The following is a 25,857-nucleotide window of genomic DNA, read 5'->3' on the forward strand; positions in this document are numbered from 1 at the left end:
GCGCAGACGCGGGCGGTGCCGCTTTGACTCGGATGGGGCTTTCTAGAATTCATTATCACCAGCGCCCGCCGGGCACTGTGCCTCCGCTGCTCCCCATGTCCTCTTCTTCCTGGTTCGCGCCCGAGCGCGAGGCCCATTGCCGCGCCTGGCTGGCCACCCTGCCCCTGGCCCTGCGCCCCGACACCCTGGAGCCCGCCGCGGCCGATGCCAGCGCGCGCCGCTACTGGCGCGTGCAGGGTGCGCAGGGCAGCTTCATCGTGATGGACGCCCCGCCCGCCCACAACCGGCTGGAGCCCTTTCTGGATGTGCAGCAGCGCCTGCTTGCTGCCGGCGGCCACGCGCCGGCCTGCCATGCGCAAGACCTGGCGCAGGGCTTCCTACTGCTGGAGGACCTGGGGCGCTCCACCTACCTGCCGCTGCTGCAGCAGGCCCAGGCCGCGGCGGCCGGGGACGCCGACGCCCTGATGCGCGCGGCCATCGCCACCCTGGTGCAGCTGCAGGCGAAGGTGGATGACAGCGGCCTGCCACCCTACGACGAGGCGCTGATCCGCCGCGAGCTGGAGCTCTTCCCCGAATGGTGCGTGCGTCAGGAGTTCGGCCAAACCTGGACCACCCAGCAGCAGAAGTACTGGGACGCGGTCTGCCAGGCCCTGGTGGGCGCCTTTGCCACGCAGCCGCAGGGCTTTGTGTACCGCGACTACATGCCGCGCAACCTGATGCAGCCCGCGCAAGCCGGCGGCGCGCCCGGCCTGCTGGACTTCCAGGACGCCCTGCAGGGCCCGGCCGGCTACGACATCGCCTCGCTGCTGCGCGACGCCTTCATCAGCTGGGACGAAGAGCAGGAGCTCGACTGGGCGGTGCGCTACTGGGAGCAGGCGCGCAAGGCTGGCATCCCCTGGGACGCCGACTTCGGCGAATGCTGGCGCGCCATCGAGTGGTGCGCGCTGCAGCGCCATCTGAAGATCCTGGGCCTGTTCTGCCGGCTCAAGATCCGCGACGGCAAGCCCGCCTATGCGCAAGATCTGCCGCGCTTCCTGGCCTACGCCACCAAGACGGCGGCGCGCTACCGCGAGCTCAAGCCCCTGCTGCCCCTGCTGGAAGCCTTGCGTCCGGGGCTGACGGCGACCGACTTCACACTGCGCTGATCACTCCGCATAAGCGAGCGGCAGCGCGGTGGTGAACTTGATCTCCTCCATCGCGAAGCTCGAGCTCACGTCGAACAGCTGCGTGCCGGCAATCAGGCGCTTGTAGACCTTGTCGTAGGCGGCGATGTCCGGCACCACCACGCGCAGCAGGTAGTCCACCTCGCCGCTCATCCGGTAGAACTCCACCACCTCGGGGATCAGCTCCACCGCGGCTTTGAACTGCTGGAACCAGGCCTCGGAGTGAGTGCTGGTGCGAATCGACACGAACACCGTCACCCCCACGTTCACCTGCTGCGGGTCCACCAGCATCACGCTGCGCCGGATCACGCCGCGCTCCTTCAGGCGCTGCACGCGCCGCCAGCAGGGCGTTTGCGACAGCCCCACCTGCTCGGCCAGCTCGGCCACCGGCAGCTCGGCGTTTTCCTGCAGCAGGGCCAGGATCTTGCGGTCTATGGAATCCAGTTTCGTCTTTGGCATCTTGATGGGAATCAAATTCCATTGATACGGGAAATCAAGCGAGAGTTTGCACTCGGCTTCTCCACCCCGGCGAACAGAATTCCGGCCCCATGGAGATCTACCTCGACGCCAACGCCACCACCCCCGTCCTGCCCCAGGCCCGCGCCGCCGCGCTGGCCGTCATGGCCGAGGCGTTCGGCAACCCCAGCAGCATCCATGGCGCCGGCCTGAAGGCGCGCGCCCTGCTGGATGGCGTGCGCGCCACCGCCCGCCGCGTGCTGCAGGCGCCGAGCGGCCAGCTGCTCTTCACCAGCGGCGCCACCGAAGGCATCCAGACCGCCGTGCTCTCGGCCCTGAACGCGCTGCGCGAGCGCCGCGCCGCCGGCGAAGCCATCCCCGCCCTGCTGCTCTACGGCGCCACCGAGCACAAGGCCGTGCCCGAGGCCCTGCGCCACTGGAATGCGCTGCTCGGCCTGAGCCTGGAGGTCCGCGCCATCCCGGTCGGCCCCTACGGCCGCCATGACCTCGCCTGGCTGCGCGCCCACGCGCCCCAGGCCGGCCTGGTCTGCACCATGGCGGCGAACAACGAGACCGGCGTCATCTCCGACCTCGACGGCATTGCCGCCGCGCTTGCCGGCAGCAGCGCGCTTTGGCTGGTGGACGGGGTGCAAGCCCTGGGCAAGCTGCCCCTGCGCCTGCTGGAGCGCGGCATCGACTACGCGCCCTTTTCCGGCCACAAGCTCTACGCCCCCAAGGGCGTGGGCCTGCTCTATGTGCGCGAAGGTGCGCCCTTCACGCCGCTGATGGCCGGCGGCGGCCAGGAAGGTTCGCTGCGCTCGGGCACCGAGAACATGGCCGGCATTGCCGCGCTGGGTGCCGTGCTGAGCGCCTTGGAGCAGGGCGGCGTGTTCGCCCCGGCGGCCGAGCTGCAGGCGCGGCGCGAACGCCTGGCCCAGGCCCTGCGCGCCGCCTTTCCGGGCCTGGTGCTCAACGCCCCGTTGGAACTCAGCCTGCCCACCACGCTGAACTTCTCCGTGCCCGGCTTCAGCGCCCGCCAACTGCTTGATCTGTTCGACGCCGCCGGCCTGCGCCTGAGCGGCGGTTCGGCCTGCGGCGCTGCGCGCGCACAGCCCAGCGATGTGCTGCAAGCCATGGGCCTGCCGGCTTGGCAGACCGCCGCGGCAGTGCGCCTGTCCTTTGGCGCGGCCGATGACGCCGCCCTGATCGACGCCGCCTGCTCCCGCCTGGCCGCCTGCGCCCAGGCGCTGCAGGCCTGTGGCGAGCTGCCCGGCGCCGCCACCCCCGGCCGCCTGCCTGCACTCACCCGCTTCGTGGTGGACGGCGCCTGCTGCTACGTGCTGGCTGACCCCGACAGCCGCCGCTGCGTCGTCGTCGACCCCCTGCCCGAGCTCACGCCGCGTCTGCTGACCTGGCTGCGCGCCCACCAAGCGCGCCTGCTCGCCGTGCTGGACACCCACAGCCATGGCGATCACGCCTCTTCCGCCGCCGAGTTGCGCCAGGCCCTGCCGGCCGAGCTGTTGCAGCCGGCCGATACCCTGGGCTGGCCGCAGAGCCTGCAGGCGCTGGAGCTCGGCGCCAGCTGGCTCACCCGCCTGCCCCTGCCCGGCCACACCGAGGATTCCACCGCCTACCTGCTGCATGGCCCCCAGGGCCTGCGCCTGGCCTGCGTGGGCGACACCGTGCTGCCCGGCGCCCTGGGCCGCAGCGATTTCGCCCAATCGGCCCCGGCGGCCTACGGCACCTCGCTGCGCACCCTGCTGCAGGCCGTGGGCCCGCACACCTTGCTGCTGCCCGGGCACGACTACGAACACCGCCTGGCCTGCACCCTGGCGGTGGAGCGCGCTGCCCAGCCCCTACTGGACGGCGTGCTGAGCGGCCAGCTGGACGACGCCGGCTTTGCCCGCGCCAAGGCCCAGCTGGAGCAGCACCTCGGCCCCACCGAGTACCAGACCCTGGCCTGCGGCGCCCGCGTGGACTGCGCGCAGGGCAGCGAGCCCGTGGAGCTGGTTGCGGCCGCGCTCCAACCCGGCGGCCTGCTGGTGGATGTGCGCGAACCCTATGAGCAGCGCTTGGGCACCGCGCCCGCGCCGGCCGGCGTGCCGATGCGCGCGCTGCCCTGGTCGGAACTGGCCGCCGAGCTGCCCGACTGGCTGGCCGAGCTGCCGCGCCAGACGCCGCTGTACTTCATCTGCCGCAGCGGCAACCGCAGTGCCCTGGCCGCCCGTGCGCTGCGCCGCCTGGGCTTCGGCCAGGCCTGGAGCGTGGCCGGCGGCCTGGCGCTGTGGCCTGCACGCGAGCCGCGCTGATGCCAGGGTCGGCGGCGCAGGTCTGCTGACGGGCTGACTCAGGAAATCCAGGGGCCGACAGCCGATCCGCCATTTCTGCAGTTCGTCGCTCTGGCGCTCCGGCGTGTCGCACCCGCCTGGGCCCGTTCGGGGGCCCCCGGCATAGTGTGTTACCTCACCAACACACCCTAGCGGGAGCGTCCTATGCTCAACAACTGGAACGACTCGGCGCCGATCTACCGGCAGCTGGCCCAGCAGCTGGCCGGCCATCTGCTCGACGGCGAGCCGGCCGAAGGGCAGCCGATGCCTTCGGTGCGCCAGCTGGCCCAGCAGTACCTGATCAACCCGCTGACCGTGAGCCGCGCGCTGCAGTCGCTGGTGGACGAGGGCTTTCTGGAGCCGCGCCGGGGTCTGGGCATGTATGTGACCGAGGGCGCGCGCCACCGCCTGATGCAGAGCGAGCGCGACAGCTTTCTGCGCGATGAGTGGCCGGTGCTGCGGGAGCGCCTGCGCCGCATGGGCCTGTCGGCCAAGGATCTGAACTGGGAGCACGCATGATGAGCAATCTGATCGAAGCCAAGGGCGTGACCCTGCGCTACGGGCGCAACAAGACGGCGGTGGACGATGTGTCCTTCACCCTGCCCAAGGGCCGGGTGGTGGGCCTGCTGGGCCACAACGGCGCCGGCAAAACCACGCTGATGAAGGCCCTGGTGGGCTTGAAGGCGACCGAGGGGGAGCTGACGGTGCTGGGCCGCAGCCCGGTGGCCGAGCGCAGCCAGCTGCTGACGGAGCTGAGCTACATCCCCGACGTGGCGGTGCTGCCGCGCTGGGCCCGGGCGCATGAGCTGATCACGCTGATGAGCGGCCTGCAGCCGAAGTTCAGCGCTGAGCGCGCGCGCCAGCTGCTGCGCCGGACCTCGGTGGGGCTGAACGACAAGGTGAAGAGCCTCTCCAAGGGCATGGTGGTGCAGCTGCATCTGGCGCTGATCGCCGCCATCGACGCCAAGCTGATGATCCTGGACGAGCCCACGCTGGGCCTGGACGTGATCAGCCGCAAGGGCTTTTACGAGATGCTGATCGACGAGTGGTGCGACGGTGAGCGCAGCGTGCTGATCAGCACCCACCAGGTGGAGGAGATCGAGGCCCTGCTGACCGACGTGCTGATGATGGACGAGGGCAAGCTGGTGCTGAACCTGAGCCTGGAGGCGATGGAGAGCCGCTTCGTGGCGCTCAGCCACGACCCGGAGGCCGCCGAGGAGGTGGCGCGCGCGCACCCGCTGCTGCGCTACCGCTCGATGGGCGGCAAGCCAGCCGCGCTGTTTGACGGCGCCCCGCCCCCGCACCTGGAAAGCATGGGCCAGCGCTTCCGGCCCAGCCTGGTGGATCTGTTTGTGGCGCTGACGCGCAAGCCCGAACTGGCGCCGCGCGCCTGAAGGAGAACACGATGTCTGTCGCAACGATGCGTTTCAAGACCCTGCTGCAACGCGAGTGGATGCAGCACCGCTGGGGCTGGCTGCTGGTGATGTTTGCGCCGCTGGTGATCACCCTGGTGACGCTGCCCTTCGGCGGCGTGCAACTGGGCCCGAACGAGGGCGTCAATGCCGAGATCAGTGCGGTGATGCTGGGCAAGGCCAGCAAGCTGACGGCGGCGGTCTGGGGCATCAGCACGATGGCGGTGCTGTCGCTCTCGCTGCTGGCCATGAGCTTCCAGGTGTCGGGCCTGGCGCGCCGCGACGTGCAGGACCGCTCGCTGGAGTTCTGGATGTCGCTGCCGGGTTCGCACAGCGAGCACCTGGGCGCGACGCTGCTGGCGCACTGCCTGCTGGTGCCGCTGGCCGCCTTGTTCGCCGGCGCGGTGTCGGGGCTGGTGATCGCCGCGGGCGTCACGGTCAAGCTGCTGGGCTTTGCCGGCCTGGCCGAGGTGCAGTGGGGCTCGGTGGTGCAGCTGCTGCTGCCCGGCCTGGTGCGCCTGGTGGCGGGCCTGCCGCTGTTCCTGCTGTGGCTGCTGCCCGCGCTGCTGCTGCTGATGGTGGCTTCGGCCTGGTTGAAGCGCTGGGGCGTGGCGGCCGTGGCCCTGGCGGGGGTGCTGCTGGCCAATCTGCCGGCCACGCGCTACCTCGTGCGCGCCTGGCTGGAAGGCCATGCCAAAGGCGCCAGCCAGGCCTTTTTCATCGGCAATCCCGGCCAGATACAAGCCGCCAGCGGTGGGGCGATGCAGGCCGACCACATGGACCTGGGCCAAATCTGGCATCTGGTCGGCGAGGATCTGCTGAACCAACTCGGCAATCTGGCCAGCGTGCAGTTCCTGTCGGGGGCGGTCATCACCGCGGCCTGCTTCGCGCTGCTGATCTACAAGCGCAAGCACATGACTTGAGCCTGCGCGGCGCCATGAAAAAACGCCCGGCTTGCCGGGCGTTTTTCTTTGGGAGCGACGGAGCTCAGGCGCTGGCCAGCGGGGCCGCGGGGGGCGTGCCCAGCTTGCCCATCATTTCCTTGCGGAAGCGGTTGAGCTCTTGCACGGAGGCGAAGCTGCGTTCCATCAGCAGGCTCATGTTGTGCAGGATGCGCTCGACGACCTTGTTCTCCCACACGGCGTCGAACTGGATCTGCTTGTCCAGCCAGGCTTCCAGCCAGGCCGGGTCGGGCAGGCGGCTCTGGATGGTGTCGCGCGGGAACAGCTTGGCGTTGACGTGCAGATTGGTGGGGTGCAGCGCCTGCGCGGTGCGGCGCGCGCTGGCCATCAGCACGCCCACCTTGGCGAAGGCGGCACGCGCTTCGTCGCCGAAGCGGCCCATGGCCTGCTTCATGTAGCGCAGGTAGGCGCCGCCGTGGCGGGCTTCGTCGCGCGCCAGGGTTTCGTAGATGGCCTTGATGACCGGCTCGGTATGCCACTCGGCCGCACGGCGGTACCAGTGGTTGAGGCGGATCTCGCCGCAGAAATGCAGCATCAGGGTTTCGAGCGCCGGGGCGGGGTCGAACTCGAAGCGCACCTCGTGCAACTCGGCTTCGGTGGGCACCAGATCGGGCCGGAAGCGGCGCAGGTACTCCATCAGCACCAGGGAATGCTTCTGCTCTTCGAAGAACCACACCGACATGAAGGCGGAGAAGTCGCTGTCGTCGCGGTTGTCACGCAGGAACATCTCGGTGGCCGGCAGTGCCGCCCACTCGGTGATGGCGTTCATCTTGATGGTCTGCGCCTGCTCGTCGCTGAGCTTGGCGGGGTCGAACGCGTCCCAGGGGATGTCGCGTTCCATGTTCCAGCGCACGGCTTCGAGCTGCTTGAAGAGTTCGGGGTAAAGCATGGGGGGCCTCAAATTAGAGGGCGCATTCTAGGGAGTGACCCTTACGCCTTTGTGGCAGGGCCTTCGTGGTTGCGCCAGGCTTGCACCGCGCGGCCGAGCTCGGGCAGTTCGGCCAGCACGCGCAGGCGCTGCAGGCGCTGGGCAAAGGGGCGGCGCAGGCCGGCGGCGCGCCCGCCGGCCCAGAGCTCGCAGGGTTCGGCCAAGCTGGCGTGCAGGGTCTGCAGGCCTTCTTCCACCAGGGCCGGGCTGGCGTAGCTGGAAAAGCTCAGCGCCAGCACGTCGGCTTCGTGGCGGGCGCAGGCCTGCGCCAGCTCGGGCAGCGGCGTCTGCAGGCCCAGCGAGCGGCATTCGCAGCCGGCGGCGGCGAGCAGGCAGTGCACCATCAGCAGGCCCAGGCCATGTTCCTCGCCGGGCAGGGTGGAAAGCAGCACGCGCGGGCGCGCGCCCAGGGCCGGGCCCAGCTGGGCCAGCGCACGGCGCAGCTGTTGCTGCACCACCTCGGAGAACAGGTGCTCTTCATGGATCTGCACCCGGCCGTCGGCCCAGAGCTGGCCGACGCGCTCGATCAGCGGGGCCAGCAGCTCGACGATGAAGCGCTCCAGCCCCAGGCGCAGCAGCTCGGCCTGCAGCGCGTCCAGCAACTCGTGCGGCTGGTGCTGGAACAGCGGGGCCAGCAGCCGGTCAAGCTCGGCCCCCTCGGGCGCGGCGGCGGTGAGCGGGGTCGTGGCCGGGCGTTCCTGCAGGGCCTGCAGGCGGGCCTGCAACTCGGGGGCTTCCAGGCTGACGACCTGGTGCGGGCGGTGGCCGGCGTCGATCAGGCGCTTGATCTGTCGCAGGCGCTGCACCTGCTCCAGCGGGTAGAGGCGCTCGCCCTGGGCATCGCGCCGCGGGGTGGGGAAGCCGTAACGACGCTCCCACACGCGCAGCAGGTCCTTGGACAGGCCGGTGTCGCGTTCGACGGCGGCGATGCCCAGCTGCGGAGAGACCTCGACGGGATCCATGTTTGTCTTGGACAAAGTTGCAATGCGTTGGACATTGTGCTGCAATTGCCCCGCCGACACCAGATTTGACCAAGACAAATGCGCAACATCCGCTTCGCCCTCCTGCTTGCCCCCCTGCTGGCCCTGGCCAGCCCCGCGGCCTGGGCCGACTGCCCCGCGCTGCTGAACCAGAGCCAGCCGCGCCTGCAGGACGAAGCGCCGCAGGACTTGTGCCAGTACGCCGGCAAGGTGCTGCTGGTGGTGAACACGGCCAGCTACTGCGGCTTCACGAAGCAGTACGAGGGCCTGGAGGCGCTGCAGCGCCGCTACCAGAGCAAGGGCCTGGTGGTGCTGGGCTTCCCTTCGAACGACTTCGGCAGCCAGGAGCCCGGCACGAACAAGGAGATCGCCGAGTTCTGCGCGAACACCTTCAACGTGAAGTTCCCGATGTTCGCCAAGTCGGTCGTCAAGCCCGACCAGCCCAACGCCAACCCGCTCTTCGTGGCGCTGGCCAAGGCCACGGACAGCAACCCGAAGTGGAACTTCCACAAATACCTGGTGGGGCGTGACGGCAAGCCGGCCGCTGCCTTCACCTCGCTGACCAGCCCCGACAGCCCCAAGCTGGTGGCCGAGATCGAGCGCCTGCTCAAGGCCCAGCCATGAATCCAGTTTTGCCTGCCGACGCCATGACGCGGTCGTCGCCTACCTCCTCCTCCCTGGGACTCCCCCATTGGGCGGCGGCTCGTCGGCAGGCACTTTCTCCTGCGCCCGCGCCGGGCCCCACCGATCACGCCAGCGAGCTGCTGCCCTGGCTGCGTGGCCGCGCGCCCGGTGCGCCGGGCCAGCCGGGTGCCTCCGAACCCGGCCGGCCGCGCCAGCGCGTGGCCGTGGTGGGGGGCGGCATCAGCGGCCTGGGCGCGGCCTGGGCGCTGCGCCATCGGTTTGAGCTGACCCTGTTCGAAACCGAAAACCGCCTCGGCGGCCATGCCCACACGGTGGACTGGGAGCAGGCCGGCCGGCGCCATGGCGTGGACACCGGTTTCCTGGTCTTCAACGAACGCACCTACCCGCTGCTGCAGGAGCTGTTCCGCCAACTCGCCGTGCCGGTGGCGCACAGCGACATGAGCTTCTCCGTCCAGGCGCAAGGCCTGGAGTGGTGCGGCTCCGAACTCAACAGCGTGTTCGCCCAGCGCCGCAACCTGCTGCGCCCGCGCTTCTGGGGCATGCTGACTGAGCTGCTGCGCTTCAACCGCGAATGCACGGCCCTGGCCGCGCGCGGCGACGACCGCGAGCTCGCCGAGCCCATCGGCGCCTTCCTGGACCGCCGCGGCTTTGGCGAGGCCTTCCGCGCGCTTTACCTGCTGCCGATGGTGGCCTGCATCTGGTCCTGCCCGGTGCAGCAGATGCTCGCCTTCCCGATCGGCACGCTGATCCGCTTCTGCCACAACCATGGCCTGCTGCAGGTGGCCAACCGCCCGCAATGGTTCACCGTGCGCGGCGGTTCGCGCGAGTACGTGCAGCGCATCCAGAAGGCCTTGCCCGATGTGCGCGCCGCCGAGCCCGTGCTGGCGCTGCGCCGCGCCCCTGAAGGCGTGTGGCTGCGCGGCCCCTCGGGTGAGCAGCGCTTCGACGCTGTCATTCTGGCCTGCCACAGCGACCAGGCCCTGGCCCTGCTGGGCGAGCAGGCGCGCCCCGCCGAGCGCTCGGTGCTGGGCGCCATCCGCTACCAGGACAACCGCGCCGTGCTGCATGGCGACGCCGGCCTGCTGCCGCAGCGCCGCCGCGCCTGGGCGGCGTGGAACTTTGAGTCCGGCCCGGGCGAGCGCCCGGTGTGCCTGCACTACCTGATCAACAAGCTGCAGCCCCTGCCTTGGGCCGAGCCGGTGGTGGTGAGCCTGAACCCGCTGCGCGAGCCGAAGGGAGAGAGCCGCGAGTTCCACTACGCCCACCCGGTGTTCGACGAAGGCGCGGTGCGCGCGCAGGAGCGCCTGCCCGAGCTGCAGGGCCAGGGGAATGTGTGGTTTGCCGGCGCCTGGGCGCGCTACGGCTTCCATGAGGATGGGCTGTGGTCCGGTCTGCAGGCGGCCAAGGCGTTGGAACAGGCCATGGAGCGGGTGTGGAGCTGAAGCGCCCCCTGCTCGGCCGCGGCCCGGTGCGCCACCGCCGCCTGTGGCCGCGCGCCCATGCCTTTGAGGTGCCGAGCTTCTTTCTGCTGCTGCCCATGCGCTCGCTGCGCCTGCAGCCGGATCAGGCGTTGGCGCGCAACCGCGCCGCCTGGGTCAGCTTCCACGACGCCGACCACGGCGAGAGTGGCCCCGACGCCCTGGCCTGGTGCGAGGCCCTGCTGGCGCGCGAAGGTGTGGAGGGCGTGGACGGCGAGATCTGGCTGCAATGTTTCCCTCGCGTGGCCGGTCACGCCTTCAAGCCGGTGAGCTTCTGGTTCTGCGAGCGCCGCGACGGGTCCTTGCGCGCCGTGCTGGCCGAGGTGCACAACACCTTTGGCGAGCGCCACGTGTACCTGCTGAAAGGCGAAGGCCTGGCGCGTGGTGCCGAGGCGCAGGCGCGCAAGGTCTTCCATGTCTCGCCCTTCGCCGAGGTGCAGGGGCGCTACCGCTTCCGCTTCCACCGCCGCGTGGGGGCAGATGCCCGCTGCATCGCCCGCATCGATCTCGACGACGACCAGGGCCGTGCGCTGCTGCAAACCAGCATCGCCGGCCAGCTGGAGCCGCTGACCCCCCCGGCCCTGCGTCGCGCCGCCCTGGCACAGCCCCTGCACAGCCTGATGCTGGTGGCCCGCATCCACTGGCACGCGCTGCGCCTGTGGCTCAAGGGCGTGCCCTGGTTCAGCAAACCCCTTCCCCCTCCTCAAGCACTGAGCCGCTGATGGACACCACGCTCGTCAAACCCCTGACCCCGCCCGCCGACGCCCCGGCGGCGGTGCGCACCGTCTTCAAGCTGCTGCAGCACCTGCAGCACGGCAGCCTGGACCTGCAGCTGCCCGACGGCAGCACCCTGCACGCCGGCCAGCCCTTGCACCCGCGCGCTGCCATGGGCATCCACGACTGGGCCATGGCCCAGGCCACGCTGCAGCGCGGCGACATCGGCGTTGCCGAGAGCTACATCGAAGGCCACTGGAGCAGCCCCGACCTGGCGGCCCTGCTCACGCTCTTCCTGCGCAACCGCAACAGCCTGGAATCCGCCATCTACGGCCGCTGGTGGGGCGCGCTGGCCTACCGCATCAAGCACTGGCTGAACCGCAACAACAAGGCCGGCAGCCGCCGCAACATCGTGGCGCACTACGACCTGGGCAATGCGTTCTACAAGCTCTGGCTGGACCCGAGCATGAACTACAGCAGCGCCTGGTTCGAAGGCGGCCGCGCGCAAAGCCTGCAAGACGCGCAGCACGCCAAGATGGACCGCGCGCTCGAGGAACTCATCCTCAAGCCGGGCCAGCGCCTGCTGGAGATCGGCTGCGGCTGGGGGGCGATCGCCGAGCGTGCCACGCGCGACTACGGCCTGCAGGTCACCGGCATCACGCTCTCCGATGAGCAGCTGGCCTATGCACGGGAGCGCCTGGCGCGCGCCGGATTGAAGGCCGACCTGCGCCTGCAGGACTACCGCGACCTCAACGATGGCCCGTACGACGGCATCGTCTCCATCGAGATGATCGAGGCGGTGGGCGAGGCCTACTGGCCGACCTACTTCCAGACCCTGGCGCGCATGCTCAAGACCGGTGGCCGCGCCTGCGTGCAGAGCATCGTCATCCGCGACGAGCTGTTCGAGCGCTACCGCCGCAACACCGACTTCATCCAGCAGTACATCTTCCCCGGCGGCATGCTGCCCTGCCCGCGCGTGTTCCGCGAGCAGGCCGAGGCCGCGGGCCTGCGCATCGAGAAGACCTTCGCCTTCGGCTCGGACTACGCCGAGACGCTGAAGCGCTGGCGTGCCGATTTCATGGCCCGCGCCGCCGAGGTGCAGGCGCAGGGCTTCGACACCCGCTTCCAGCGCCTGTGGGAGTTCTACCTGGCCTATTGCGAGGCGGCCTTCGCCACGGGCAACACCGATGTCGTGCAGTTCACCCTGGTCAAGGCGTAAGGCGCTGCTGGCGGGGGCCACCCTGCTCGTCAGCCCGGCGCTGCGCGCGCATGAGGACTGGCCGCTGCGCAGCCAGGGGCGCTTTCGCTACCTGGGCCTGCATGTGTACGACGCCAAGCTGCTGGCCCCGCAGCCCCTGCACCCCGAGCGCTGGACCGAGCAGGCCTTTGCGCTGGAGTTGGTTTACGCCCGCGAACTCAAGGGCGTGCGCATCGCCGAGCGCTCGCTCGATGAGATGCGCCGCCAAGGCGAGCTGGCGCCCGAGCAGGCCGAGCGCTGGCTCGCCGCGCTGAAGGCCGCCTTCCCGGACGTGCGCGAGGGTGACCGCCTGCGCGGCGTGCACGAACCGCAGCAGGGCGCCCGCTTCTGGCACAACGGGCAGCCCCGGCCCGGTCAGCTGGACCGCGAGGCCGCGGCGCGCTTCTTCGGCATCTGGCTGCACCCCGCCACTTCGGAGCCGGGCCTGCGCAAGCGCCTGCTGGGTCTGTGAGCGCGGCGCCCTGGCAGTACGGCCTGCTCGGCCTGCCGCTGGCCTTCGTGGCCCTGCCGCTGTACGTGAGCCTGCCCGCGCATTACGCCCGCGAGTACGGCCTGCCGCTGGCCCAGCTGGGCGCGTTGCTGCTGGGCGCGCGCTGCATCGATGCCGTGGCCGATCCCTGGATCGGCCGCCAGGCCGACCGCTGGCTGCGCCCCGGGCGCTGGGTGGCGGTGATGGGTGGCGCCGCCGCGCTGATGGCGCTGTGCTTTGCCGGCCTGTTCTTCCCGGTTCCGCAAGGCGGCACCGCTCTGCTGGCCTGGGCCGGCGCCCTGCTGGTGCTGGGCTACCTGGCCTACAGCGTGCTGGCGGTGACGCACCAGGCCTGGGGCGCGCGCTTAGGGGGCGCGGCCGTGCAGCAAACCCGCCTGGTGGCCTGGCGCGAGGGCCTGGGCCTGATCGGCGTGCTGGCCGCCAGCGTGCTGATGAGCCAGGCCGGCTGGGGCTGGACCACCGCGCTGCTGCTGATCGGCCTGCTGCTCAGCCTGCTCGCGCTGCGCCGCGTGGCCCTGCCCGGGCCCGAGCAGGCGCCCGCGCCCAAGCCCTTCGGCCTGGCTTGGCGCTACCCCGCCTTCCGCCGCCTGCTGGGTGTGTACGCGCTCAACGGCATCGCCGCCGCCATCCCTGCCACGCTGCTGCTGTTCTTCGTGCGCGACCGCCTGCAAGCACCCGAGTGGGAGGCCGCCTACCTGCTCGTCTATTTCGCCGCGGCCGCGCTGGCGCTGCCGCTGTGGCTGCGTGCGGTGGCACGGCTTGGCCAGGCGCGCAGCTGGGCGCTGGGCATGGCACTCGCCATCGCCGGCTTCATCGGCGTGCTGGGCCTGGAGGCGGGAGACCGCGGGCTGTTCCTGCTCGTCTGCGCCGTGACGGGCGCGGCCGCGGGTGCGGACCTGGCCATCCCCGGCGCCATGCTGACCCGTGTGGTGCAGCGCAGCGGCCTGGCCGGCCACGCCGAAGGCAGCTTTTTCGGCTGGTGGACGGCCACCACCAAGCTCAACCTGGCCCTGGCCGCCGGCCTGGCCCTGCCCCTGCTGCAAGGCCTGGGCTACCGCGAGGGCGCGCGCGACGCCGCGTCGCTGCAGGCCCTCACCCTGTGCTATGCCCTGCTGCCCTGCCTGCTCAAGGCCCTGGCGCTGGGCCTGCTGTGGCGCTGCTTCGGGCGCGACAAGGACTCCTTATGAAACGACGTTTTCTGCTGGCCGCCTTGCCGGCCCCCCTGCTGCTGAGCGCTTGCGCCGGCCCGGACGTGCAGGACTACGCCCAGGAACGCCCCCCGCTGGACCTGCGCCAGTACTTCAACGGCCCGCTCGTCGGCCACGGCGTGTTCACCGACCGCAACGGCCACGTCAAGGCGCGCTTTGTGGTGCGCATGGTGGGCCGCTGGCAGGGCGAGCAGGGCGTGCTGGAAGAAGACTTTGAGTACAGCGACGGCCGCAAGGAGCGCCGCGTCTGGCGCCTGACCCACCACGGCAATGGCCGCTACAGCGGCCGCGCCGACGACGTGGTGGGCGAGGCCCAGGGTCAGGCCGCCGGCAACGCGCTGCGCTGGGGCTACACCCTGAAGCTGCCGGTGGACGGCAAGGTCTACGAAGTGCAGTTCGACGACTGGATGTGGCTCATCGACGAACGGGTGATGATCAACAAGGCGCGCATGCGCAAATTCGGTATTGATCTCGGTGAGGTCACCCTCAGCTTCAGTCGATGAGCCTCAATCCCAAGTTCAAAAGTTGGCAAGGTCAGGTGGTCTGGCTGATCGGTGCCAGCACCGGCATCGGCGCCGCCTTGGCCGAAGCGCTGCACGCCGCCGGCGCCACCGTGGCCGTGAGTGCGCGCGGTGCCGACAAGCTGCAGGCCTATGCCGACGCCCACCCCGGCAGCCTGGCCCTGCCGGCCGACGTGCTCGACCCCGCGGCCCTGAAGAGCGCGCTGCGCACCCTGGTGGCCAAGACTGGCCGCGTGGACCTGGCGGTCTACTGCGCCGGCACCTACACCCCGCTGCGCGCCGACCACTTCGACCTGGCCAGCGCCACCGCGCAGTGGCAGACGAACTACCAGGGCGCGCTGAACCTGCTGGACGCGCTGCTGCCGCAGTTGCTGGCGCAAGGCCAGGCCGGCCAGGGCGGGCACCTGAGCCTGGTGAGCAGCGTGGCCGGCTACCGCGGCCTGCCCAAGGCCCTGGGCTACGGGCCAGCCAAGGCCGCGCTCATCCACCTGGCCGAAACGCTGTACCTGGACCTGGCGCCCAAGGGCTTGGGCGTCTCCGTCGTCAACCCCGGCTTCGTGGCCACGCCGATGACGGCGCAGAACGACTTCAAGATGCCCGCGCTGCAGACCCCCGAGCAGGCGGCGGCCGCCATCCTGGAGGGCTGGCAGGACGGCGACTTCGAGATCCATTTCCCCAAGCGCTTCACCCGCTTCGTCAAGTTCCTGCGCCACCTGCCGGCGCGACCCTACTTCTGGCTGGTGCGCAAGGGCACGCAGCTGTGAGCACCGACCCGCGCCTGGCCGCCGTGCGGCAGTTCTTCGAGGCCCTGCAGCCGAATGACCTGGCACGCCTGGGCGAGCTGTACGGCGAACACGCCTACTTCCGCGACCCCTTCAACGAGGTGCGTGGCCTGGCGGCGGTGCAGCGCATCTTTGCCCATATGTTCGAGACCCTGGAGCAGCCCCGCTTCGTGGTGCGCGACGCCTTTGCGCAGGGCGAGCAGGCTTTTCTGACCTGGGACTTCCTGTTCCGCCGCCCCGGCCAGGCGGACGAGTGGCGCATCCACGGCAGCAGCCACCTGCGCTTCGCGCCGGATGGGCGGGTGATCTACCACCGCGATTACTGGGACGCCGCCGAGGAGCTGTGGGAGCGCGTGCCGGTGCTGGGCTGGGTGTTGAAGCGCTTGAAGCGGCGCCTGCGGGCCTAGCGCTGCCGTCTTGTCCTACGGGTTCACCGCTTCCAGCACCCGCAAGATCTCCCGCCCATAGGCCTCGAGCTTCTTCGCCCCGACGCCGCTGACCCCCGCCACCTCATCGAGCGTGCGCGGTGCCTTCACCGCCAGTTCGTTCAAGGTGCTGTTGGGGAAGATCAGGTAGGCCGGCAGGTCGTGCTCGCGGGCCACCTCGGTGCGCCAGGCACGCAGCGCTTCCAGGCGGACCTTGGCCTCGGCGTCCAGGTTCAGGGGTTCGGCGGCCGCCGTGCTGCCCCCGGGCTTCTTGCTGGCGCGCACCTTGCCTTCGCCCGTGCCCTCGCGCAGCTTCACCGCCTGCTCGCCGCGCAGCACGGGCTTGGCGGCTTCGCCCAGGCACAGGGTCTGGTACTCGCCCTCGACCTCCACGGCACCCAGCGCAATCAACTGGCGCAGCACGGCGCGCCACTGGGTTTCGGTGACCATGCGGCCGATGCCCCAGGTGCTGAGTTCCTGGTGGCGGTGCTGGCGCGTCTTGTCGGTTTCCTTGCCGCGCAGCACGTCGATCAGATGCCCGGCGCCGAAGCGCTGGTTGCGCTCCTTCTGGAAGCGGTAGATGCAGCTCAATGCCATGCGCGCGGGCTCGGTGGCGTCCCACACGGCGGGGGGCTGCAGGCAGTTGTCGCAATTGCCGCAGGGTTGGCTGTCTTCATCGAAATAGGCCAGCAGGCGCTGGCGCCGGCAGTCGGTGCTTTCCGCCAGGGCCAGCAGGGCGTCGAGCTTGCTGCGCTGGATGCGCTTGAAGTCCTCGTGCGCCGGGCTCTCGTCGATCATGCGGCGCTGCTGCACCACATCGGCCAGGCCATAGGCCATCCAGGCGTTGGCGGGCTCGCCGTCGCGGCCGGCACGGCCGGTCTCCTGGTAATAGCCCTCGATGTTCTTGGGCAGGTCCAGATGGGCGACGAAGCGCACATCGGGCTTGTCGATGCCCATGCCGAAGGCGATGGTGGCCACCATCACCACGCCGTCCTCGCGCAAGAAGCGGTCCTGGTGCTTGGCGCGCTTGGCCTGGTCCAGCCCGGCGTGGTACGGCAGGGCCTTGATGCCCTGCTGCTCCAGCCACTCGGCGGTTTCATCCACCTTCTTGCGGCTGCCGCAGTAGACGATGCCGGCATCGCCGCGGTGCTCGTCGTAGAGGAAGCGCAGGAACTGCGCGCGCGGGTCTTTCTTCTCGACCACGCGGTAGCGGATGTTGGGGCGGTCGAAGCTGCTGATGAAGACCTGCGCGTCCTGCAGCTGCAGGCGCTCCACCATGTCGGCGCGGGTGTGGCTGTCGGCGGTGGCGGTGAGCGCCAAGCGCGGCACCTCGGGGTAGCGCTCGTGCAGCAGGTTGAGCTGCAGATAGTCCTCGCGGAAATCGTGCCCCCACTGGCTGACGCAATGCGCCTCGTCGATGGCAAAGAGGCTCAGCAGTCCGCGCTCGTGCAAGGAATCCAGCAGGGCCTGGAAGCGTGCGTTGGTGACCCGCTCGGGCGCGGCGTAGAGCAGGGTCAGCTCGCCGGCCAGAAGGGCGCGTTCGATGCGCTTGGTGGCCTCGAAGTCCTGGCTGCTGTTCAGGAAGGCGGCCTGCACGCCCACCTCTTCCAGCGCCCCCACCTGGTCGTGCATCAGCGCGATCAGCGGGCTGACCACCAGGGTCACGCCCTTGCCCTGACGCTGGCGCACGATGGCCGGCACCTGGTAGCAGAGCGATTTGCCCGCGCCGGTGGGCATCAGCACCAGGGCATCGCGCCCCGCCACGGCCTCGGCCACCACCTCGGCCTGCAGGCCCCGGAAGCTCGGATAACCAAAGACTTGTTGCAGGACGGCTTGCGCCTCTTGAAGATCGCGGGACTGGGACATTGCCCGGGAATTGTCAGGGAGCCACCCGATGAGCCTGAGAGAGAAGCTGATCCGCAACCTGCACGAGCTGCCGCTGGAAGCGCTGGAGCGCCTGCCGCTGTACCGCAGCCGCAGCGGCGGCGTGAGCGAGGGCACGGCCGCGCAGCAGCTGGGCTGCGCCTACGACATCGTGCCGCCCGGCAAGCGCAGCTGCCCCTACCACTTCCATTGGGCGCAGGAGGAGCTGTTCGTCATCCTGGAAGGCGAGGGCACGCTGCGCGTGGCCGAGGAGATGCTGCCCGTGAAGCCCGGCGACGTGATCTTCATCCCCGCCGGGCCCGAGTACCCGCATCACCTGATCAACACCGGCACGCGCGACCTGAAGTACCTGTCGGTCAGCACCATGCAGCGGCCCGAGGTCTGCGAGTACCCGGATTCGGGCAAGGTCGGCGCCTTTCCGGGCCCGCCGGGCACGAGCTTCATGCAGCGGCGGGCGGATTCGCTGGATTACTGGGACGACGAACCCTGACGGGTTGGACCAGCGCGCCGGTCTATCGTGGTGCGACTGAGCTTCGCTTCGTTGGCGAGATGGATCCACCTGCAGACCCATTCGAGCCTCTCCGGCGGCTGTGGCATGGTGCCGTACTCTGAATCAATGAAGTCCAGCTTTCGATGGATCCGCTTAGTCCCATTCCAGCGCTCGCGATACTGGTGATCGCTTGGCTTACTGCCGCGTTCCTCATGCGCGCCTCTGGCGGCGTGCCCGATTCGAGTCGGTTCGAAACCATTGACGGGCTCCGGGGATTTTTGGCCCTGCTTGTTTTTATTCACCACGCAAGCATTTGGTATTTTTATGTGCGCACTGGGGCATGGCGAGCGCCGCCCTCTCCTCTTTTTACCCATATGGGCGAGGCTGCGGTCAATATGTTTTTCATGATCACCAGTTTCCTGTTTTACGGAAAACTGCTGGCCAGTCGGGGGAAGGCTGTTGACTGGTTGCGCATGTATGTTTCGCGCGTTCTGAGAATAGTGCCTCTGTATCTTGTTGTTTTGGCCCTGATGACGCTGGCGGTATTCGCTGCGACGGATTTCGAGCTTCGGGTCGGTGCAATGGCCTTGGCCAAGGACATGTTGCATTGGCTGCTCTTCACATTCTTTTCGACCCGCGATCTCAATGGACTCTCGCAGACCTTTGTGATTACGGCCGGTGTTGTCTGGTCCCTGCCGTTCGAATGGTTTTTCTACTTTTCGCTGCCACTACTTGCCATATTTGCAGGAGCGCGCACGACTTGGCTGGCGCTCGGTGTCAGCTTGGCCCTGCTGATCGTCTTCTTCACTTATGAAAAGCGGCTGATTCATCTGGCACCCTTCCTGGGCGGCATCGTCGCGGCCTATGCGGTAAGGAACGCGAATTTCCGCAAATGGGCCAAAACGCCCGGTGCATCCTTAGGGTGCCTGCTGCTGTACTCGGGAGTGCTTGCAATGTGGTCTGGTTCGCACAACCTGGCAGTGACTGGCCTGCTTACCATCGCCTTCGTGCATATTGCTGCTGGCACCAATCTATACGGACTACTTTCTCATCCGATATCAAGATTTCTTGGTGATATGGCTTATGGTATTTATCTGTTGCATGGGATTTTTCTGTATTTTGTAATGCAATGGGTGCTTGGTCGGGGCGCTGCGGCTGGGCTTTCCGCTTTGGCCTATTGGGCAGTTATTGCCGCAATGGCTCCCATGCTGATCATGATGGCCTTTGCCAGCTACAAGTTCATTGAACGACCCTCAATGAGCCGGGTTGATGTGTGGTCCAGGCGCTTGCGATGGCTGAGCCGCTTGACGATTGGAGCGCGATTGAGGCGGGTCGGTTGAGTCCACGAGGCTTCTGTTCGGACGCGCTTCGGTGCTCCGTGAATCTTGAAGCTGCCAGTGCCAAGACGCTCGGAGCCCATCACGGGTGAAAGGCCCTGTCGACGCGCTGTTGCCCGCGGCTCAGGGCCACCCCGCTACCGGCATCTCGCGCGGCGCGCTGAGCTGGTGCTCGGCCTTCAGCACCTGGCTCTGGCCCGGGCCCAGGGTCAGGCGCCACAGATGCACGCCGTCCAGCTCGCGCCAGCGCGCCAGCGCGGTGGGCGGTTCGAAGCGGCTTTGCACCTTGATGTCGGCATGCTGGCTGTGCGGCGCGGCTTCCACCACCTGCACGGCCAGGCCGCGGTCGGCGCGGTTTTCCAGCACATAGCGGCGCTGCAGGGTGATCTGCTTGCGCGGGCCGATGAAGCCGGCGTCGCTGCCGGCGCGCTGCTCGGGCTCCACGCGCACGCGCAGGCGCTCCTCGGGGCCGAAGAAGAGTTGCTGCTCGGCTTCGTCGTTCAGGGCGAAGTGGTCCTGGCCGACCGGGCGACCATCGCGCAGCAGCAACAGGCGACCGGGCGGGAAGAAGCCCTGCGGGCGCGCGAAGCTGGCGCGCACGAAGGCCTGCGCGCTCTGGCGCGGCTGCACCTGAACCAGCCATTGCGCCGGCCAGCGCAGCTGTTCCAGCGTGAAGCTGCGCGATTCGTTGTCGGCGGCGAGGCTGACGCGGCCGGGCAGGGTGAATTGCAGGTCGATGTCGGTTTGCTCGGCCACCACTTCGAAGTGGTCCTCCTTGGCGCGACTGCCGCTCAGTGCCATCGCCTGCGGGGCGGCCGCTGGGGCCGGCGCGGCCATCGCGCGGGACATGGCTATGCCTTGGGGCGGTTCGAGCACGCTGAGCACCCAGGGCTGCGGGTCGGGCAGGCCGGCCTGGCGCTGCGGCTGGCGGGTGCTCAGCACCAGCTGGATGTCGCGCCAGGCCTCGCCGGTGGATTGGCGCACCTCGGCATGGCGTTCGAAGGCGATCTCGCCCCTGTCGGCCAGCAGATCGGCCTGGTAGCGCGGCGCCCAGCTGGCCTGGGACGTCTGGTAGCTCAGGCTGAGTTCGCCGTCGCGCGCGGCGCTCAGGCGCACCGTGGCGCGCAGCCAATGCGGCACGCGCTGCGCCTCCTGGTCGCGCTGGGCGCGCAGGGGCTTGAGGTCGCGGTCCAGGTCCTCGACCTTGCGCTGCAGCGCGGCCTGCTGCTTCAAAGCCTCGCTGCCCTGGCGGCGCAGGTGTTCGGCCATGGCCGCCTGGGGACCGGCGGGCGCCTTGGCCTCGCCCTGGCCGGCGCCGCGCAGGTAGTGCAGCACCAGGTCCAGTCCGCCCTTGTCGGCCAGCAGCGCGGCGCGCTGTTCCTCCAGCGTGCGGATGCGTGCGTCCAGTCCCGGGTTGGCGCTGCATTCGGGGGCGCGTTCGCGCGGCAGGTTCTCCACGCGCAGATCGCCCACGCGCAGGCCGGTGCTGCCCTGGGCGCGCAAGGTCTCGGTCTGCACGCCGGCGGGCAGGCAATCCCACACGAACTCCTGCGCGCCGGCCTTGACGGCGGCCACGCGCGTCAGCTCCGCGCCGCCGGGGTAGACCAGGGCCTGCACCAGGCGCCCCTGGGCGCTCGCGTGGCTGGCCAGCATCAGGGCCAGGATGCCCAAACCGAGTGGCTTCATCGTCATTCCTCCAATGGGCGGCGATCTTGGCACGCTGGCAAACTGGCGCGATGCACACCGACCCCCGCACCGCCCTGGTGCTGTTCTCCGGCGGCCAGGATTCCACCGTCTGCCTGGCCTGGGCCCTGAGCCGCTTCGCGCGCGTTGAAACCATCGGCTTCGACTACCGCCAGCGCCATCGCATCGAGCTGGATTGCCGCCTGACCGTGCGCGCCGAGATCGCCCGCCAGTTCCCGCAATGGGCGCCGCGCCTGGGCGAGGACCATTTGCTCGACCTGGCCTTGCTTGGCCAGCTCAGCGACACGGCACTGACGAGCGAGCGCGCCATCGAGCTGCAGGCCAACGGCCTGCCCAACACCTTCGTGCCCGGCCGCAACCTGCTCTTCCTGACCCTGGCCGGCACCGTGGCCTACCGGCGCAGTGCTTCGGTGCTGGTGGGCGGGATGTGCGAGACCGACTACTCCGGCTACCCCGACTGCCGCGACAACACCTTGAAGGCCCAGCAGCTGGCGCTCTCGCTCGGCCTGGCCACGCCGATGACGGTCGAGACCCCGCTGATGTTCCTGACCAAGGCCGACACCTGGGCCTTGAGCGAGCAGCTGGGCGGTGCGGCGCTGAACGAGCTGATCCGCGAGCACACCCACACTTGCTACCTGGGCGAGCGCGGCCCGCGCCACGAATGGGGTTATGGCTGCGGCCACTGCCCGGCCTGCGAGCTGCGCGCCGCCGGACACGCCGCCTACCAGCAGGGCGTGTGATGGAGATTGCCGCCTGGATCCTGGGCGCGGTGCTGCTGCTCTGGGGCATCGGCGCCTACAACCGCCTGATGCGCCTGCGCAATGCCATCAGCTCTTCCTGGGCGCAGCTGGAAGCGCCGCTGGCCGAGCTGGCCCGCCTGGGCCTGCGCCTGGCCGAGTTGGGGCCGATCTGGCTGCCGCAGGAGGCCGCCGCCTTCGACACCCTGCGCACGCACAGCCACGATTTGCAGAACGCCGTGCAGCTGGTGAAGGCGCGGCCCTACGCGGCTGAACCGGTGGCTCAGCTCGCCGTCACCCAGGCCCTGCAGGCCGCCGCGCTGCAGCGCGTGCAGGCTCTGATCGAGCACCATGTGCACGACGAAGACGCCGAGCGCGACGAGCTGATCGCCGGCCTGAAGCTGGCGCGCCAGCAGCGCGAGTTCGGCAAGCAGCTCTTCAACACCCGCGTCGATCTCTTCAACGAGGCCGTGGCCCCGCTGCCCACGCGCGTGCTGGCCGGCCTGTACGGCTTTCATGACGCCGGGAAGTTCTGATGCCCATGAACGATCCCAGCGGCTTTGACTGGCGCCAGGCCAAGGACGGCAGCCTGCAGGTCTTCCACCACGGCCGCCTGGCCAGCACCCTGCGCGGCCCCAAGGCCGCGGCGCTGCTGGAAGACCTGGCCGGCTGTGACGAGGAGGCCGCCCAGCAGCTGCTGGCGCGGGTGACGGGCAACTACAAGCGCGGCAACGAAAGCCTGGCGGCCGCTCACCCGCGCAATCAGCGCTGAGAGATCAGCTGCAGACGATCGCCCCGGTGGCGATGAGCTCCTCGAACAATCGCTCCAGCGTGCTGCCGTTCAGCTCGAAGGGATCAAGCCGGGTGGTCGGCGCGTACTTCAGCACCAGGGCCGGGTTCAGGCGTGCCAGGTTGACCTGGCCCATGCTCCAGCCGGCAAAGCGGCGCTCGGTGATTTCGCTGTAGGCCAGCAGCGTCACCTCGCGGTGGCGCGGGTCGCGCACGATGGTGTTGTAAAGCCCGTTCACGGCGCTGCGGCCGCCTTCGAGCACCTGCACGAACCAGTCGTCGGCGTGGCAGAGCAGGCCGGTCACGCCCAGGGGCACGTTGTGCGCGCGGCTCTGGCGCAGGATGGTGGCCAGCTCGGCCTCGCTGGCCTGGGTGCGGCTGGCGTAGATCAGTCGGACGAGCATGGCTTACCCCTTGTTCGAAAGCAGCGAGAGGAACTCGCGGCGCAGGTTCGGGTCCTTCAGGAAGGCGCCGCGCATCACGCTGTTGACCATCTTGGAGTCGCTGTCCTTGACGCCGCGCCAGTGCATGCAGAAGTGGTCGGCCTCCATCACGATGCCCAGCCCATCGGGCTGCACGCGTTCCTGCAGTTCGTTGGCCAGCATGGTCACGGCCTCTTCCTGGATCTGCGGGCGGCTCATGATCCAGTCGGTCAGGCGCACGTACTTGGACAGGCCGATCAGGTTGGAGTGCTCGTTCGGCAGCAGGCCGATCCACACCCGGCCCAGGATGGGGCAGAGGTGGTGCGAGCAGGCGCTGCGCACCTTGATGGGGCCGACGATCATCAGCTCGTTCAGGCGCTCGACGTTGGGGAACTCGGTGACGGCCGGGGCGTGCTTGTAGCGGCCGGCGAACACCTCGCGCACGAACATCTTGGCCACGCGCTTGGCGGTGTCCTGGGTGTTGTGGTCGCTCTCGGTGTCGATCACCAGCGCCTTCAGCACCTCCTGCAGCTTGGCCTGCACCTCGGCCTGCAGCTCGTCGAGCTCGCCGGGCTGGATGAAGTCGGCGATGTTGTCGTTGGCGTGGTGGCGGCAGCCGGCAGACACCAGCCGGTAGCGGATGCGTTCGCTGGCCGGGGCGTCGGCGTCGGGTGCGGCCGGCGGCTGGGTGGAGGTATTCATGCCGACCATTGTGGCGGCGCGCCGGCTTGACGGTGCGCAAGGCGCCCAGGCACCCGGCGACGCAGCATGGGCTTTATGGACACCCGCCGCATTGCCCTGGTGCAGGGCCACCCTGATGGGACGCAGCACCACCTCTGCCACCGCCTGGCCGCCGCCTACGCCGCCGGGGCCGCGGCCGCCGGCCATGAGCTGCGCACCATCGACGTCAGCGCGCTCGACTTCCCCCTGCTGCGTCGCGCCGAGGACTGGAAGGACGGCGCGCTGCCGCCCGGCCTGGAGGGTGCGCGCGACACCCTGCTCTGGTGCAACCACCTGGTGCTGATGTTCCCGCTCTGGCTGGGCGACATGCCGGCCCTGCTGAAGGGCTTTCTGGAACAGCTGGCGCGGCCCGGCATCGCCTTCCACAAGAACGTGGCCAACCCGCTCACGGCCAAGGCCCTGGGCGGGCGCTCGGCGCGCATCGTCGTCACCATGGGCATGCCGGCTCTGGTGTACCGCTTCGTGTTCCGCGCCCACAGCGTCAAGTCCCTGGAGCGCAACATCCTCGGCTTCGTGGGCATCGCCCCGGTGCGCGAGACCCTGATCGGTGGCGTGGAGCAGCTTGGCGAGGCCGGCGTGGCCGATTGGGTGGCCAAGATGGAGCGCCTGGGCGGCAATGCCGAATAGGCCCCTCCCTACACTGGCGCGATGCAAGCCGCGCCCCTGCACCAGCTCCTGCTCGAAACCGCCCGCGCCCTGGCCGCGCTGAAGGCCGGGCGCAGCCTGACCGAGGCGCTGGACGCCTGCCCCGACCCCCTGCGTGCCGGCACCCAGGCCCTGGCCTTTGCCGCCGTGCGCGCTCACGCCCGCGTGGGGGCGCTGGTGCGCCACATGCTGCCGCGCCCGCCCCAGCCGGTGGTGGAAGGCCTGCTGCGCGCGGCGCTCACCCAACTGCTGCCCGGCGCCGAGGCCTACCCCGCGCACACCCTGGTGAACCAGGCCGTGCAGGCCTGCAAGCGCGCCGTGCCGGGCCAGGCGGCGCTGGTCAATGCCGTGCTGCGGCGCTTCCAGCGCGAGCAGGGCGCGCTGCTCGATCGCGTGGCCAGCCAGCCCGAGGTGCAGCACGAGCATCCGCAATGGTGGATTGCCACCTTGAAGCGCGACTGGCCCGAGCACTGGCAGGCCCTGCTGCAGGCCGCCCAGCAGCCGCCGCCGCTGGCGCTGCGCGTCAACCGCCGCCAGGGCGATGCCGCCGCCTATGCGCAGCGCCTGACGGACGCCGGCCTGCAGTCCCGCCCCCTGAGTGCGCTGACCCCCGATGGCCTGGTGGTCGAACCGCCCTGCCCGGTGCAGCGCCTTCCCGGCTTTGCCGAGGGCGCCGCCTCGGTGCAGGACGGTGCCGCCCAGCTGGCCGCCCCCCTGCTGTTGGATGGCGCCGGCAGCCTGCCGCCCCTGCCTGCCGGCGCGCGCGTGCTGGACGCCTGCGCGGCGCCCGGCGGCAAGACCGCCCATCTGCTGGAACTGGCGGAACTGGACCTGCTGGCCCTGGACGCCGACGCGCAGCGCCTGCGCAAGGTCGACGCCACCCTCAAGCGCCTGGGCCTGCAGGCCCGCACCCAGGCCGCCGATGCGCGCCAGGTGCCGAAGTGGTGGGACGGCCAGCCCTTCGACGCCATCCTGCTCGACGCCCCCTGCTCGGCCTCCGGCATCAACCGCCGCCACCCCGATGTGCGCTGGCTGCGCCGCGAGAGCGACGTCGCAGCCCTGGCCCAGACGCAAGGCCAGCTGCTGGACGCGCTCTGGCCCCTGCTCAAACCCGGTGGCCGCCTGCTCTACGCCACCTGTTCGCTGTTCAAGACCGAGGGTGAACACCAGATAGCGGCCTTTTTGCAACGCCAGCCGCAGGCGCGGCGCTTGGATCTGCCCGGCCGCACCGGCCACCTGCTGGGCCTGCCGGACAATGCCTGGGCCGTCCCCAGTGACGGCTTTTTCTACGCCCTGCTCCTGCGCAGCTGACTCCCCCGCTTCCGCCCCGCCGACGTGCCCCTGCGCGCCCTGGTTACC

At 69.7% G+C, this 25,857-nt stretch carries 28 protein-coding genes; 21 read left to right on the forward strand and 7 right to left on the reverse strand.

Going from position 1 to position 25,857, the window contains the following annotated elements:
* Nucleotides 1–95: 95 nt before the first annotated feature.
* Entirely contained in the window at nt 96–1,145 is a 1,050-nt protein-coding gene (locus I7X39_RS09440) for an aminoglycoside phosphotransferase family protein (protein WP_198110904.1), read from the forward strand.
* Here I7X39_RS09440 and I7X39_RS09445 read toward each other — a convergent pair whose 3' ends face one another.
* Nucleotides 1,146–1,607, reverse strand: a complete 462-nt coding sequence (locus I7X39_RS09445; RefSeq protein WP_310739903.1) for an Lrp/AsnC family transcriptional regulator — start codon at nt 1,605–1,607, stop codon at nt 1,146–1,148. It lies immediately after the preceding gene.
* A 104-nt stretch (nt 1,608–1,711) separates the two neighbouring features.
* Between I7X39_RS09445 and I7X39_RS09450 the strand changes: the two genes are divergently transcribed.
* The 4 genes from I7X39_RS09450 (at nt 1,712) to I7X39_RS09465 (ending at nt 6,281) form a co-directional block, all read left to right on the forward strand.
* A complete protein-coding gene (locus tag I7X39_RS09450) occupies nt 1,712–3,928 on the forward strand; it encodes an aminotransferase class V-fold PLP-dependent enzyme (protein WP_198110906.1) in 2,217 nt (738 codons plus the stop codon).
* Between the two features lie 183 nt (nt 3,929–4,111).
* The gene (locus I7X39_RS09455; RefSeq protein WP_198110907.1) at nt 4,112–4,465 is read left to right on the forward strand and encodes a GntR family transcriptional regulator; all 354 of its coding nucleotides are present in this window, start codon (nt 4,112–4,114) and stop codon (nt 4,463–4,465) included.
* A complete protein-coding gene (locus tag I7X39_RS09460) occupies nt 4,462–5,340 on the forward strand; it encodes an ABC transporter ATP-binding protein (RefSeq protein WP_198110908.1) in 879 nt (292 codons plus the stop codon). Before I7X39_RS09455 ends, I7X39_RS09460 begins: the two co-directional genes overlap by 4 nt.
* Nucleotides 5,341–5,351: 11 nt before the next feature.
* Complete coding sequence (locus I7X39_RS09465) at nt 5,352–6,281, forward strand: hypothetical protein (protein WP_198110909.1); 930 nt, start codon at nt 5,352–5,354, stop codon at nt 6,279–6,281.
* 64 nt (nt 6,282–6,345) lie between these two features.
* On the opposite strand, the gene I7X39_RS09470 is transcribed toward I7X39_RS09465, so the two are convergent.
* Complete coding sequence (locus I7X39_RS09470) at nt 6,346–7,209, reverse strand: ferritin family protein (RefSeq protein WP_198110910.1); 864 nt, start codon at nt 7,207–7,209, stop codon at nt 6,346–6,348.
* Nucleotides 7,210–7,250: 41 nt separating this feature from the next.
* A complete protein-coding gene (locus tag I7X39_RS09475) occupies nt 7,251–8,210 on the reverse strand; it encodes a MerR family transcriptional regulator (RefSeq protein ID WP_198110911.1) in 960 nt (319 codons plus the stop codon).
* Between the two features lie 78 nt (nt 8,211–8,288).
* Here I7X39_RS09475 and I7X39_RS09480 point away from each other — a divergent pair, with 78 nt between their 5' ends.
* From I7X39_RS09480 to I7X39_RS09520, 9 genes are read left to right on the forward strand one after another with little or no spacing between them, the layout of a single operon-like run.
* A complete protein-coding gene (locus I7X39_RS09480; RefSeq protein WP_198110912.1) occupies nt 8,289–8,852 on the forward strand; it encodes a glutathione peroxidase in 564 nt (187 codons plus the stop codon).
* The gene (locus I7X39_RS09485) at nt 8,849–10,315 is read left to right on the forward strand and encodes an NAD(P)/FAD-dependent oxidoreductase (RefSeq protein WP_232351846.1); all 1,467 of its coding nucleotides are present in this window, start codon (nt 8,849–8,851) and stop codon (nt 10,313–10,315) included. The genes I7X39_RS09480 and I7X39_RS09485 overlap by 4 nt, the downstream gene beginning before the upstream one ends.
* Nucleotides 10,306–11,073, forward strand: coding sequence for a DUF1365 domain-containing protein (locus I7X39_RS09490; RefSeq protein ID WP_375140770.1), 768 nt, complete (start codon nt 10,306–10,308; stop codon nt 11,071–11,073). Before I7X39_RS09485 ends, I7X39_RS09490 begins: the two co-directional genes overlap by 10 nt.
* A complete protein-coding gene (locus I7X39_RS09495) occupies nt 11,073–12,284 on the forward strand; it encodes an SAM-dependent methyltransferase (RefSeq protein WP_198110913.1) in 1,212 nt (403 codons plus the stop codon). Before I7X39_RS09490 ends, I7X39_RS09495 begins: the two co-directional genes overlap by 1 nt.
* A complete protein-coding gene (locus I7X39_RS09500) occupies nt 12,253–12,774 on the forward strand; it encodes a chalcone isomerase family protein (RefSeq protein WP_198110914.1) in 522 nt (173 codons plus the stop codon). The genes I7X39_RS09495 and I7X39_RS09500 overlap by 32 nt, the downstream gene beginning before the upstream one ends.
* Nucleotides 12,771–14,000, forward strand: a complete 1,230-nt coding sequence (locus tag I7X39_RS09505) for an MFS transporter (RefSeq protein WP_198110915.1) — start codon at nt 12,771–12,773, stop codon at nt 13,998–14,000. Before I7X39_RS09500 ends, I7X39_RS09505 begins: the two co-directional genes overlap by 4 nt.
* Entirely contained in the window at nt 13,997–14,524 is a 528-nt protein-coding gene (locus I7X39_RS09510) for a DUF3833 domain-containing protein (protein WP_198110916.1), read from the forward strand. The genes I7X39_RS09505 and I7X39_RS09510 overlap by 4 nt, the downstream gene beginning before the upstream one ends.
* Complete coding sequence (locus tag I7X39_RS09515) at nt 14,521–15,306, forward strand: SDR family NAD(P)-dependent oxidoreductase (protein WP_198110917.1); 786 nt, start codon at nt 14,521–14,523, stop codon at nt 15,304–15,306. Before I7X39_RS09510 ends, I7X39_RS09515 begins: the two co-directional genes overlap by 4 nt.
* Nucleotides 15,303–15,731 (forward strand): nuclear transport factor 2 family protein, encoded by a 429-nt coding sequence (locus tag I7X39_RS09520; protein ID WP_198110918.1) that lies wholly within the window; start codon nt 15,303–15,305, stop codon nt 15,729–15,731. Before I7X39_RS09515 ends, I7X39_RS09520 begins: the two co-directional genes overlap by 4 nt.
* A 15-nt stretch (nt 15,732–15,746) precedes the next feature.
* Here the strand turns inward: I7X39_RS09520 and recQ are convergent, their stop codons facing one another.
* Entirely contained in the window at nt 15,747–17,615 is a 1,869-nt protein-coding gene (gene recQ / locus I7X39_RS09525) for a DNA helicase RecQ (RefSeq protein ID WP_198110919.1), read from the reverse strand.
* A 28-nt stretch (nt 17,616–17,643) separates the two neighbouring features.
* Here recQ and I7X39_RS09530 point away from each other — a divergent pair, with 28 nt between their 5' ends.
* Nucleotides 17,644–18,123, forward strand: coding sequence for a cupin domain-containing protein (locus I7X39_RS09530; RefSeq protein WP_198110920.1), 480 nt, complete (start codon nt 17,644–17,646; stop codon nt 18,121–18,123).
* Nucleotides 18,124–18,266: 143 nt separating this feature from the next.
* Complete coding sequence (locus tag I7X39_RS09535; RefSeq protein ID WP_198110921.1) at nt 18,267–19,463, forward strand: acyltransferase family protein; 1,197 nt, start codon at nt 18,267–18,269, stop codon at nt 19,461–19,463.
* Between the two features lie 120 nt (nt 19,464–19,583).
* Here the strand turns inward: I7X39_RS09535 and I7X39_RS09540 are convergent, their stop codons facing one another.
* On the reverse strand, nt 19,584–21,146 hold the full coding sequence (locus I7X39_RS09540) for a DUF4139 domain-containing protein (protein ID WP_198110922.1): 1,563 nt from the start codon (nt 21,144–21,146) through the stop codon (nt 19,584–19,586).
* A 50-nt stretch (nt 21,147–21,196) separates the two neighbouring features.
* On the opposite strand from I7X39_RS09540, the gene queC reads away from it, so the two are divergent.
* The 3 genes from queC to I7X39_RS09555 are packed head-to-tail and all read left to right on the forward strand — an operon-like array spanning nt 21,197 to nt 22,673.
* Nucleotides 21,197–21,904, forward strand: a complete 708-nt coding sequence (gene queC, locus I7X39_RS09545) for a 7-cyano-7-deazaguanine synthase QueC (RefSeq protein ID WP_198110923.1) — start codon at nt 21,197–21,199, stop codon at nt 21,902–21,904.
* The gene (locus I7X39_RS09550) at nt 21,904–22,437 is read left to right on the forward strand and encodes a LemA family protein (RefSeq protein ID WP_198110924.1); all 534 of its coding nucleotides are present in this window, start codon (nt 21,904–21,906) and stop codon (nt 22,435–22,437) included. Before queC ends, I7X39_RS09550 begins: the two co-directional genes overlap by 1 nt.
* Nucleotides 22,437–22,673, forward strand: a complete 237-nt coding sequence (locus tag I7X39_RS09555) for a hypothetical protein (protein WP_198110925.1) — start codon at nt 22,437–22,439, stop codon at nt 22,671–22,673. The genes I7X39_RS09550 and I7X39_RS09555 overlap by 1 nt, the downstream gene beginning before the upstream one ends.
* A gap of 4 nt (nt 22,674–22,677) precedes the next feature.
* On the opposite strand, the gene I7X39_RS09560 is transcribed toward I7X39_RS09555, so the two are convergent.
* Together I7X39_RS09560 and folE are read right to left on the reverse strand one after the other, a co-directional pair.
* A complete protein-coding gene (locus I7X39_RS09560; protein WP_198110926.1) occupies nt 22,678–23,094 on the reverse strand; it encodes a BLUF domain-containing protein in 417 nt (138 codons plus the stop codon).
* 3 nt (nt 23,095–23,097) lie between these two features.
* Nucleotides 23,098–23,814, reverse strand: coding sequence for a GTP cyclohydrolase I (folE, locus tag I7X39_RS09565; RefSeq protein ID WP_198110927.1), 717 nt, complete (start codon nt 23,812–23,814; stop codon nt 23,098–23,100).
* A 75-nt stretch (nt 23,815–23,889) separates the two neighbouring features.
* On the opposite strand from folE, the gene I7X39_RS09570 reads away from it, so the two are divergent.
* Both I7X39_RS09570 and rsmB read left to right on the forward strand, forming a co-directional pair.
* Nucleotides 23,890–24,480 (forward strand): NAD(P)H-dependent oxidoreductase, encoded by a 591-nt coding sequence (locus tag I7X39_RS09570; protein WP_198110928.1) that lies wholly within the window; start codon nt 23,890–23,892, stop codon nt 24,478–24,480.
* Nucleotides 24,481–24,501: 21 nt separating this feature from the next.
* Nucleotides 24,502–25,809 carry a 16S rRNA (cytosine(967)-C(5))-methyltransferase RsmB gene (rsmB, locus tag I7X39_RS09575; RefSeq protein WP_198110929.1) on the forward strand — a complete coding sequence of 436 codons (1,308 nt, stop codon included), beginning with the start codon at nt 24,502–24,504 and terminating at the stop codon, nt 25,807–25,809.
* Nucleotides 25,810–25,857: the final 48 nt, after the last annotated feature.

Origin of the sequence: Inhella proteolytica, assembly GCF_016093275.1 — a bacterium.
Classification (GTDB): Bacteria; Pseudomonadota; Gammaproteobacteria; order Burkholderiales; family Burkholderiaceae_C; genus Inhella; species Inhella proteolytica.

Coding starts and splice junctions, on each gene's coding strand:
- I7X39_RS09465 (WP_198110909.1), top strand. CDS start 5,352: ATGTCTGTCGCAACGATGCGTTTCAAGACCCTGCTGCAACGCGAGTGG.
- folE (WP_198110927.1), bottom strand. CDS start 23,814: ATGAATACCTCCACCCAGCCGCCGGCCGCACCCGACGCCGACGCCCCG.
- I7X39_RS09460 (WP_198110908.1), top strand. CDS start 4,462: ATGATGAGCAATCTGATCGAAGCCAAGGGCGTGACCCTGCGCTACGGG.
- I7X39_RS09495 (WP_198110913.1), top strand. CDS start 11,073: ATGGACACCACGCTCGTCAAACCCCTGACCCCGCCCGCCGACGCCCCG.
- I7X39_RS09560 (WP_198110926.1), bottom strand. CDS start 23,094: ATGCTCGTCCGACTGATCTACGCCAGCCGCACCCAGGCCAGCGAGGCC.
- queC (WP_198110923.1), top strand. CDS start 21,197: ATGCACACCGACCCCCGCACCGCCCTGGTGCTGTTCTCCGGCGGCCAG.
- I7X39_RS09540 (WP_198110922.1), bottom strand. CDS start 21,146: ATGAAGCCACTCGGTTTGGGCATCCTGGCCCTGATGCTGGCCAGCCAC.
- I7X39_RS09530 (WP_198110920.1), top strand. CDS start 17,644: ATGAGCCTGAGAGAGAAGCTGATCCGCAACCTGCACGAGCTGCCGCTG.
- I7X39_RS09550 (WP_198110924.1), top strand. CDS start 21,904: ATGGAGATTGCCGCCTGGATCCTGGGCGCGGTGCTGCTGCTCTGGGGC.
- I7X39_RS09485 (WP_232351846.1), top strand. CDS start 8,849: ATGAATCCAGTTTTGCCTGCCGACGCCATGACGCGGTCGTCGCCTACC.
- I7X39_RS09470 (WP_198110910.1), bottom strand. CDS start 7,209: ATGCTTTACCCCGAACTCTTCAAGCAGCTCGAAGCCGTGCGCTGGAAC.
- rsmB (WP_198110929.1), top strand. CDS start 24,502: ATGCAAGCCGCGCCCCTGCACCAGCTCCTGCTCGAAACCGCCCGCGCC.
- I7X39_RS09500 (WP_198110914.1), top strand. CDS start 12,253: ATGTCGTGCAGTTCACCCTGGTCAAGGCGTAAGGCGCTGCTGGCGGGG.
- I7X39_RS09480 (WP_198110912.1), top strand. CDS start 8,289: ATGCGCAACATCCGCTTCGCCCTCCTGCTTGCCCCCCTGCTGGCCCTG.
- I7X39_RS09515 (WP_198110917.1), top strand. CDS start 14,521: ATGAGCCTCAATCCCAAGTTCAAAAGTTGGCAAGGTCAGGTGGTCTGG.
- I7X39_RS09455 (WP_198110907.1), top strand. CDS start 4,112: ATGCTCAACAACTGGAACGACTCGGCGCCGATCTACCGGCAGCTGGCC.
- I7X39_RS09440 (WP_198110904.1), top strand. CDS start 96: ATGTCCTCTTCTTCCTGGTTCGCGCCCGAGCGCGAGGCCCATTGCCGC.
- I7X39_RS09475 (WP_198110911.1), bottom strand. CDS start 8,210: ATGGATCCCGTCGAGGTCTCTCCGCAGCTGGGCATCGCCGCCGTCGAA.
- I7X39_RS09510 (WP_198110916.1), top strand. CDS start 13,997: ATGAAACGACGTTTTCTGCTGGCCGCCTTGCCGGCCCCCCTGCTGCTG.
- recQ (WP_198110919.1), bottom strand. CDS start 17,615: ATGTCCCAGTCCCGCGATCTTCAAGAGGCGCAAGCCGTCCTGCAACAA.
- I7X39_RS09555 (WP_198110925.1), top strand. CDS start 22,437: ATGCCCATGAACGATCCCAGCGGCTTTGACTGGCGCCAGGCCAAGGAC.
- I7X39_RS09450 (WP_198110906.1), top strand. CDS start 1,712: ATGGAGATCTACCTCGACGCCAACGCCACCACCCCCGTCCTGCCCCAG.
- I7X39_RS09535 (WP_198110921.1), top strand. CDS start 18,267: ATGGATCCGCTTAGTCCCATTCCAGCGCTCGCGATACTGGTGATCGCT.
- I7X39_RS09570 (WP_198110928.1), top strand. CDS start 23,890: ATGGACACCCGCCGCATTGCCCTGGTGCAGGGCCACCCTGATGGGACG.